Source organism: Streptomyces sp. NRRL WC-3605 (genome assembly GCF_001509795.1).
Classification (GTDB): Bacteria; Actinomycetota; Actinomycetes; order Streptomycetales; family Streptomycetaceae; genus Streptomyces; species Streptomyces viridochromogenes.
On sequence record NZ_LLZN01000079.1, the window covers coordinates 190,350 to 198,344 of the forward strand.

8 protein-coding genes and 1 pseudogene are annotated in these 7,995 nt (G+C 74.6%); 2 read left to right on the forward strand and 7 right to left on the reverse strand.

Annotated elements, in window-relative coordinates; all coding sequences use genetic code 11:
* Positions 1–47: 47 nt before the first annotated feature.
* The 4 genes and pseudogenes from ADL34_RS26975 to infC all read right to left on the reverse strand — a co-directional run bounded on the left by ADL34_RS26975 (position 48) and on the right by infC (position 2,549).
* The gene (locus ADL34_RS26975; protein ID WP_062671989.1) at positions 48–896 is read right to left on the reverse strand and encodes a TrmH family RNA methyltransferase; all 849 of its coding nucleotides are present in this window, start codon (positions 894–896) and stop codon (positions 48–50) included.
* 181 nt (positions 897–1,077) lie between these two features.
* The gene (gene rplT, locus ADL34_RS26980) at positions 1,078–1,461 is read right to left on the reverse strand and encodes a 50S ribosomal protein L20 (protein WP_006141703.1); all 384 of its coding nucleotides are present in this window, start codon (positions 1,459–1,461) and stop codon (positions 1,078–1,080) included.
* A 102-nt stretch (positions 1,462–1,563) separates the two neighbouring features.
* Positions 1,564–1,758 (reverse strand): 50S ribosomal protein L35, encoded by a 195-nt coding sequence (gene rpmI / locus ADL34_RS26985; protein ID WP_004933563.1) that lies wholly within the window; start codon positions 1,756–1,758, stop codon positions 1,564–1,566.
* A gap of 109 nt (positions 1,759–1,867) precedes the next feature.
* Positions 1,868–2,549, reverse strand: a pseudogene (infC, locus tag ADL34_RS26990) (translation initiation factor IF-3).
* A gap of 334 nt (positions 2,550–2,883) precedes the next feature.
* Here infC and ADL34_RS26995 point away from each other — a divergent pair.
* Positions 2,884–3,261: a DUF1844 domain-containing protein gene (locus tag ADL34_RS26995; RefSeq protein WP_062671993.1), complete on the forward strand. Its 378-nt coding sequence runs from the start codon at positions 2,884–2,886 to the stop codon at positions 3,259–3,261.
* A gap of 17 nt (positions 3,262–3,278) precedes the next feature.
* On the opposite strand, the gene ADL34_RS27000 is transcribed toward ADL34_RS26995, so the two are convergent.
* Positions 3,279–4,007, reverse strand: coding sequence for an SseB family protein (locus tag ADL34_RS27000; RefSeq protein ID WP_062672002.1), 729 nt, complete (start codon positions 4,005–4,007; stop codon positions 3,279–3,281).
* A 72-nt stretch (positions 4,008–4,079) separates the two neighbouring features.
* Here ADL34_RS27000 and ADL34_RS27005 point away from each other — a divergent pair, with 72 nt between their 5' ends.
* Positions 4,080–4,865, forward strand: coding sequence for a hypothetical protein (locus ADL34_RS27005; protein WP_062671995.1), 786 nt, complete (start codon positions 4,080–4,082; stop codon positions 4,863–4,865).
* 3 nt (positions 4,866–4,868) lie between these two features.
* Here ADL34_RS27005 and mycP read toward each other — a convergent pair whose 3' ends face one another.
* Together mycP and ADL34_RS27015 are read right to left on the reverse strand one after the other, a co-directional pair.
* Positions 4,869–6,098, reverse strand: a complete 1,230-nt coding sequence (gene mycP, locus ADL34_RS27010; protein ID WP_079034370.1) for a type VII secretion-associated serine protease mycosin — start codon at positions 6,096–6,098, stop codon at positions 4,869–4,871.
* Positions 6,095–7,081, reverse strand: coding sequence for a hypothetical protein (locus tag ADL34_RS27015; RefSeq protein ID WP_234375115.1), 987 nt, complete (start codon positions 7,079–7,081; stop codon positions 6,095–6,097). The genes mycP and ADL34_RS27015 overlap by 4 nt, the downstream gene beginning before the upstream one ends.
* Positions 7,082–7,995 lie beyond the last annotated feature (914 nt).

Below are 7,995 nucleotides of genomic sequence, written 5' to 3' on the forward strand. Positions count from 1 at the left end.
ACCCCACCTCTCACGACGGCTGAGGGGCCCCCGAGCTGGTCACCCTACTAGCTCTCGGTGACGGAGCGGCACCCTCCGGAGGCGCGCTGTGCACGGGCCGACGCGTAGAGACATACGGCCGCGGCGGTGGCCAGGTTCAGGCTCTCGGCCTTTCCGTGGATGGGGACGCGCACGACGGCGTCCGCCAGCGCGCGGGTCTCCTCCGGGAGCCCCCACGCCTCGTTGCCGAACACCCAGGCGGTGGGCCCGCCCATGGCGTCGTCGTCGAGCTCGGCGTCGAGGTCGTGGTCGCCCGCGCCGTCCGCGGCGAGGACCCGCACCCCGGCGTCCCTCAGTCCGGCCACGGCCCGCTCCACGGGCACACCGACGGCGACCGGCAGATGGAACAGGCTGCCGACGGAGGCCCGTACGGCCTTGGGGTTGTAGAGGTCGACGGAGGCGTCGGTGAGGACGACGGCCTCGGCGCCCGCGGCGTCGGCGCAGCGCAGCACGGTCCCGGCGTTGCCGGGGTCGCGGACGTGGGCGAGGACGGCGACCAGCTTGGGCCGGGCGGCGAGGACGTCCTCGAAGGGGGTGTCGACGAAACGGCAGACCCCGACGAGCCCCTGGGGCGTCACGGTGGTGGAGATGTCGGCGATGACCTGCTCGTCGGCCAGGTGCACCCGGGCGCCGGCGGTGCGTGCCTCGCCGACGATGTCGGCGTACCGCTCGGCCGCCTCTACGGTGGCGAACAGCTCGACGAGCGTGTCGCCGTACGCGGCGGCCTCCCGCACGGCCTGCGGCCCCTCGGCCAGGAACAGCCGCTCCTTGCCCCGGAAGTTCCGCTTCGCCAGGCGCCGCGCGGCGAGCACACGCTGGGAACGGGGGGAGATCAGCTCGGGGGCGGGGGGACGCATGCGTTTCTTCACCTTCACAAGTAGTCGACGCCGGGTGCGGGCGCGCCCCTCGGGGGCGCGGGGTGCTGGGCGACCGTCCACGACGTGCCGGCACCCGAGGGCCGGGCCGGACGGCAACGACAGGACCCGCAGGCGTCACAGCCTGCGGGTCCGGTCACGTCGGCTCAGAGCCAGCGCAGCGTCACGCCGCCTTCGGGGCGTTGACGTCGCTCGGGAGCGCCTTCTGGGCGACCTCGACGAGCGCGGCGAACGCGTTGGCGTCGTTGACGGCCAGCTCGGCCAGGATCTTGCGGTCGACCTCGACGTTCGCGGCCTTCAGACCCTGGATGAAGCGGTTGTACGTGATGCCGTTCGCGCGGGCAGCGGCGTTGATGCGCTGGATCCACAGCTGGCGGAAGTCACCCTTGCGCTTCTTGCGGTCGTTGTAGTTGTAGACCAGCGAGTGGGTGACCTGCTCCTTGGCCTTGCGGTACAGGCGCGAACGCTGACCGCGGTAGCCGGAGGCCTGCTCGAGGATCGCCCGGCGCTTCTTGTGGGCGTTGACTGCCCGCTTGACGCGTGCCACTTGTTTAACTCCTTGTAGCGGGGCCGCGGTTGGACTCACACGGCCCGGAATCGATGGGGTCCCGGTCCAGACGTACGGCGCTCAGGCGGAGCGCCGCGTACGTCACTTGCCGAGAAGCTTCTTGATCTTCGCGGCGTCGCCCGGGGCCATCTCGGCGTTGCCGGTGAGGCGACGCGTCACACGGGACGACTTGTGCTCGAGCAGGTGGCGCTTGCCGGCGCGCTCACGGAGCACCTTGCCGGAGCCGGTGACCTTGAAGCGCTTGCTGGCACCGCTGTGCGACTTGTTCTTCGGCATAGCGCCGTTCTCTCCTCGTGGGTGGCGCTCCGGTGCCCGGTCGTGAAACCGGGCACGGTGGAGCGTCGCTCGTTTGTCGGTTATGTCCTGGGGACGGTGTCCCCCGGGATCACGCCTCGGCGGAGGCCTCGGCAGGAGCCTCGGACTCCACGGCGTTCTCGGTTTCCGCGGCGTTCTGCGACTTGCCGGGGTTGGCCTTCGCGTCTGCCTTGCGGGCTTCCTGCGCCTGGCGGGCCTCGGCCATCGCCTCGGTCTTCTTCTTGTGCGGACCGAGAACCATGATCATGTTTCGGCCGTCCTGCTTCGGGTTCGACTCGACGAAACCGAGGTCCTGGACGTCCTCCGCGAGACGCTGCAGCAGTCGGTAGCCCAGCTCGGGCCGGGACTGCTCGCGACCACGGAACATGATCGTGATCTTGACCTTGTCGCCCTGCTTGAGGAACCGGACGACGTGACCCTTCTTGGTGTCATAGTCGTGCGGGTCGATCTTCGGCCGGAGCTTCATCTCCTTGATGACCGTGTGCGCCTGGTTCTTGCGCGCCTCACGGGCCTTCATGGCCGACTCGTACTTGAACTTCCCGTAGTCCATGAGCTTGCACACGGGCGGACGGGCGTTCGCCGCGACCTCGACCAGGTCCAGGTCGTACTCCTGCGCAAGCTCCAGTGCCTTGGCCAGGGGGACGATGCCCACCTGCTCGCCACTGGGACCGACAAGTCGCACCTCGGGAACGCGAATCCGGTCGTTGATGCGGGGCTCGGCGCTGATGGATCCTCCTCGGTTAGCACCACACGGCGGTCTGGCGGACCGTCGCGTATGTCTCTGTTAGACAGACCTAACCGCGCCGAAGCACAAAAAATGCCCCGGACGATCACAGGCGGGGCTCCAAGCACTTCCGGAGCACCGCCGCGATACCGCGGGGCGCCATTCGGGCGGCTCCATCGTCCGTACGGAACGATGGTGGCCGCCTGACCGGGTGACCCGCCGTCCCGGGGGACGGTCAGGTGGGAGATCGGAGCCTCCACTTGTGGGCTGGTGACATGAGTCTCCAGCCGGTCGTTACACAAGGTTAGCAGCAACCCGGGGGCGGCGCGAACCGGCCCGCACCGGGGCCTATCGTGTGGGGCATGAGTGACACCTCCCCCTCGGACAGCCCCGAGACCTCCGGCTCCACCGACTTCGACGCCATGACCCGCGACATCGCCGAGGTGCCGGCGGTCGAGGTGATCGTGACGGTCGCGGTCAACCTGATGAGCGCGGCCGCCGTGAAGCTCGGTCTGACCGAGGAGGGCGACAAGTACAAGGACCTCGACGAGGCCCGCAAGCTGATCCACGCCCTCGCCGGCCTGCTGGACGCGAGCACGACCGAGATCAGCTCCTTCCACGCCGCCCCGCTGCGCGACGGCCTGAAGTCGCTGCAGCTCGCCTTCCGCGAGGCGTCCGTCGTCCCCGACGAGCCGGGCAAGGGGCCGGGCGAGAAGTACACGGGCGCCGTCTACGGCTGAGCCGTTCCGTCCTCAGGTCATCCGCGTACGTACAGGGGCTCGCCCGGCGGCGTGGTCCCGGCCGGCAGCAGTGCCAGGTCGAGACCGCGCACCAGGCGGGCCCTCAGTGTCTCGTCGGCGGCCAGCCGCGCGGCGACCGAGCGGGCCGCCTCCGCGGGCTCGGCCGCGTCGATGACGAGGGCCAGGGTGCCGTCGGCCCGGCCCGGCCCCAGGTGGGCGCGCAGGACTGCGGGCTCCGCGGCGACGACGGCCCGTACGGCGTCCCGGACGGCCGGGTCGGCCAGCGGGTCCGTGCTCGTCCGGCCCTCGGCCAGCGCCAGCAGGGAGCGGCCGGTCAGCTCGTAGGGCACCGGACCGGCCAGGTCCAGGACGATCGTGTCCGCCTTCTCGTGCGCGGCGGCCTCCAGGGCCGAGCGCAGCGGGACCGCGACCGGGCGGGCGGCCGGGTCCCAGCGGGCGAGGGACTCGGTGGAGGTGAACGCGGGCAGCGCGGTGCGGTTCCCGGCCTTCAGGGTCGGGACGGCCATGTCGCTGGTCTTCTCCCGGCGCAGCCCCTTCTCGTCCTCCTCCACCTCGCCGAGCACGGCCACGACCGGGACGAGCAGCCGGGCCTCGCTCAGCGCCCGCAGCACCGGGCCCTCGGCGGAGCGGTCCTCGGCCCAGGCGGCGAGCGCGGCGCTCAGCGCGGGGTCGGCGGAGCCGTCGTCGTCGGAGAAGGGGGAGTCGGGAATGTTCTTGTTCACCACGGTCACCGACCCTATCGGGGGGATCCCGCCACGCGTGTGCGGGCCCGGGCCCGGGGCACGAGGAGGCCGCGGATGAGGGAGGCTGCGGCGGAGGGGACGGCACGGCCCGCGGTGGACCGCGACGCGCTGCTCGCGCGCGCCCTCCGGGCGGTCGACGTCCCGGACGGGGCCCGGCTGTCGGCCGGGGTGCTGGACCTGGCGTCCGGGGAGAGCGCCACGTACGGGAGGGGCGCCTTCGTCACGGCGAGCGTGGTGAAGGTCGACATCCTGTGCGCGCTGCTGCTGGGCGCCCAGGACGAGGGGCGGGGGCTGACGCCCGCGGAGCAGACGGACGCGGCCGTGATGATCGAGCACAGCGACAACGCCTCCGCGTCCCGGCTGTGGCGGGCGATCGGCGGAGCCGCGGGGCTCGACGCCGCGAACGGGAGGTTCGGCCTCACGGAGACCGAGGGCGGCGACGACGGACTGTGGGGGCTGACCCGCACCACGGCCGCCGACCGGCTCCGGCTGCTGCGGCAGGTGTTCGGCGAGGACTCGGAGCTGGGCGCGGCGTCGCGGGCGTGTGCGCGGGCGCTGATGGGCCGGATCGCCGAGGGGCAGCGCTGGGGTGTGCGGGCGGCCGCCGACGGCCCGGGGTGGGCGTTGAAGAACGGCTGGCTGCCGCGTACGGCCACCGGGCTGTGGGTCGTCAACAGCGTCGGACGGGTGATGGCCGGGGGCCGTGAGCTGCTGGTGGCCGTGCTGTCGGACGGCCATACGACCTGGCCGCGGGGGATCTCCGTGGTGGAGGCGGCGGCGGTGGCCGCGGTGTCGGTGTTCTCCGGGAGGGGTGTCTCCAGGGATGTCTCCGCGGAGTGAGCGTCACGCCCCGAGGCCGAAGCGGCCGCGCCGGCCGCGCCAGATCGCGACGGCCGCGCCGAGGAGGACGACTCCGGTGCCGCCCGCGAGCCACGCCGTCCAGCCCGCCGGGCCGTCGTCGGAGGTGGCCGCGTCGGGGCCCGCGCCGAAGTACTCCTCGCCGTGCGCGACCGGCTTCAGCTGCCGCGGCTTCATCCGGGCGGCCTTGGCGAGGGCCGCGGCCGGGTCGACGAAGCCGTAGCCGCGGGAGTCGTCACGGCCCGAGGTGGGGGCGTTGCGGGCCGTGTCCTCCAGGAGCCTCTTCACCTGGGCCGGGGTCAGTGCGGGGTGGGCGGCCTTGATCAGGGCGACCGCCCCGGAGACGAAGGCGGCCGCCGCGCTCGTGCCCCAGCCCTCGTAGTACTTGCGGTCGGGGTCGGCGATGACGACCTTGTCGCCGGGCGCGCTGACGGTGGCGTACCAGCGGCGGGTGGAGAAGGAGGCGCGGGTGCCGTAGCGGTCGACGGCGGTCGCGGCGATGACACCCGGGTAGGCGGCCGGGTAGGAGATGTGGTCGCCCTTCTCGCCGCCGTTGCCCGCCGAGGCGACGACGACGGCGCCCTTGCGCAGCGCGTACTGGACGGCCTCGTCCTCGCCGGCCTCGGGGTGGGCGGACTTGGAGTCGTCGCCGAGCGAGAGGTTGATGACGTCGGCGCCGTGGTCGGCGGCCCAGCGGATGCCCTCGGCGAGGGCGTTGCCGCGGGTGTTGCGGGCTTTGGCGCGGGCGGGGTCGCCGTCCTCGAGGATGACCCGCACGGGGAGGATCTTGGCTTCGGGGGCGATGCCCAGGACGCCGTCGCCGTTGCCCTCGCCGTGTCCGTGACCGGCGATGATGCCGGCCATCGCGGTGCCGTGGCGGGCCCAGGCGCGGTCGCCGCGCTTGGCACCGAAGCCGACCATGTCCTTGCCGGTGAGGACGTTGCCCGCGAGGTCGGGGTGGGTGTTCTCGACGCCGGTGTCGAGCACGGCGACGGTGACGCCGGCGCCCTTGGTGGTGCGCCAGGCCTCCTGGGTGTGCATGGCCTCCAGGGCCCACTGCTGGGCGCGTATGGAGTCGGCGTGCGCGGTGGTGGCGGGCAGGACGGCCAGGCAGGCGCCGAGCAGGGCCGCGAGGGGGGCGGTGCGCCGGGTCGGGAAGGTCTTCACGGTTCTGGTCACGGCGGTGGGCGCCGGTTTGTTCACGGGGGCGGTCATGACGACGGCTCCGCGGACGGGCCGACGTTTCTGCGCAGGGTGCGCTCGACGCGGTCGGCGAGGCCGCGCGCCTCGTGGCCGAGTCCGGCCTGGGCCACGGCGGAGGTGGCGCCGGAACCCATGGCCTGCTCGGCGGGCTCGGGCCGGGCGACCACGCGGTCGTCGGCCCAGCCGGAGACGGCGTAGACGACGACGGGCGCGTCGGTGAGCACGGAGACGGTCCAGGAGGCCCGCTGCGCGTCGCCGAAGCCGGCGGCCAGGGTGTCCTTGGGGGCGTAGGGGCGCGGGACGAGGTCGGCGCGCCGGTCGAGGCCGTCCCGGGTGAAGCGGGCGTCGAGCGCGCGCATGGTCGCCGGGTCGGCCTTGGTGAACAGCAGGCCGACGGTGGTGACATGGCTCTGCGTGGCGTCGAGGTAGGTGGCGCGCAGCAGGCGGCGGCAGCCGGCCGGGGCGAGGGCCTTGCGCAGCAGCGGGTCGAAGGCGTTCGCGCAGCCGGTGTCGGGAGCCACGGCGATCCGGGTCCAGGTCCGGTCCGCGCCGCCGGGGCCGGCGCCCTTGCCGTCCACGGTGGGCGGGAACAGCCGGTCGACGGGGATGCTGTGCCACAGGCTCCCGGCCGCGGCGAAGGTGCCCTGGACTCCGTCGTCGCCGGGCTCGCCGACCAGCCAGCTCCCGGTCAGGGCGCCGCCGATGAGCCCGAGGCCGAGGACGACGCAGGCGGCGGCCAGGGCGATCCGGGGCCGGACGCGCAGGCCGAGAGGGCGCGGTCGGGCGCGCTCGTCGTACCCCTCGGGCTCCCCGAACGACACGACGGGCCGGCCGGGGGGCGGGGGCGTCGGCGCGTTCCAGGAGAGAGAGGGGTCGGGCGCGAACGCCTCGGGGGAGGCGGTCCGCGGAGGCACGGGGGGCGCGCCGAACGCGCCGGGCGCGGGCCGGCTGGGCGTACTGGTGCCGGTGCCTCCGGCGGCCGGTTCGGTGGGCACGGGCCGGAGCCGGAAAGTGGTCTCGGCCGACGTCTCGGCAGGGGCACGACGAGGCTGAACGCCCGACTCGGGCTGCCGCGGCGCCGGCGGGCGAGGGCCGGCGGCCCGACCGGAGGCTGCACCGGGCGCGGGGCGGGCGGGGGGCGGCGTGGCCGGGCGGGCGGGCGGGCTCGGGTATCCGACGGTCGGCGACGGGTCCCGGCGCTCCGGCCCGGAAGGCGACGTACCGGCGCCACGGCCGGACGTCGCCGGCTGGGACGGAGACTGCGCGGGCGCGCTCGGATAGCCGACGGTCGGCGACGGGTCCCGGCGCTCGGACCCGGCAGGCGTCGTACCGGCGTTACGGCCGGACGTGCCCGGCTGGGACGGAGACTGCCCCGACGCGCTCGGATAGCCGACGGTCGGCGACGGGTCCCGGCGCTCGGACCCGGAAGGCGACGTACCGGCGCCACGACGGGACGAGGACTGCGCGGGCGCGCTCGGGTGGCCGGCGGGCGGCGGGGTGTCCCGGCGCTCCGGCCCGGAAGGCGTCGCACCGGCGCCACGGAGGGACGTGCCCGGGTGGGACGGAGACTGTGGGTGGGCGGCGGGCGGCGAGGTGGCACGGTCGGTGGCCTCGGCGGGCAGCGGAACGCCGGTGCCGACGCGGGAGGTGGCCGGGTGGGCCGGGGACTGCGCGGGCGCGCTCTGGTGGCCGGCGTCCCGAGGGGGCGGCGGGGTGTCCTGGCGGCCCGCCGTCGGGGGGGTGTCCGGGAAGCGGGCCGAGGCGCGGGGCGGAGGCGGGGCGCTGTCGCCGGTCGGCGGTGCGGGGACCGGGGCGTCGTCCGAGGGGGCCGGGGGTTCCGTGGGGAGGGGAGGGGCCGCCGGCCGGGGCGGGGGCGGCCGGGGGGGGGGGGTGGGGGGGGGCGGGGGGG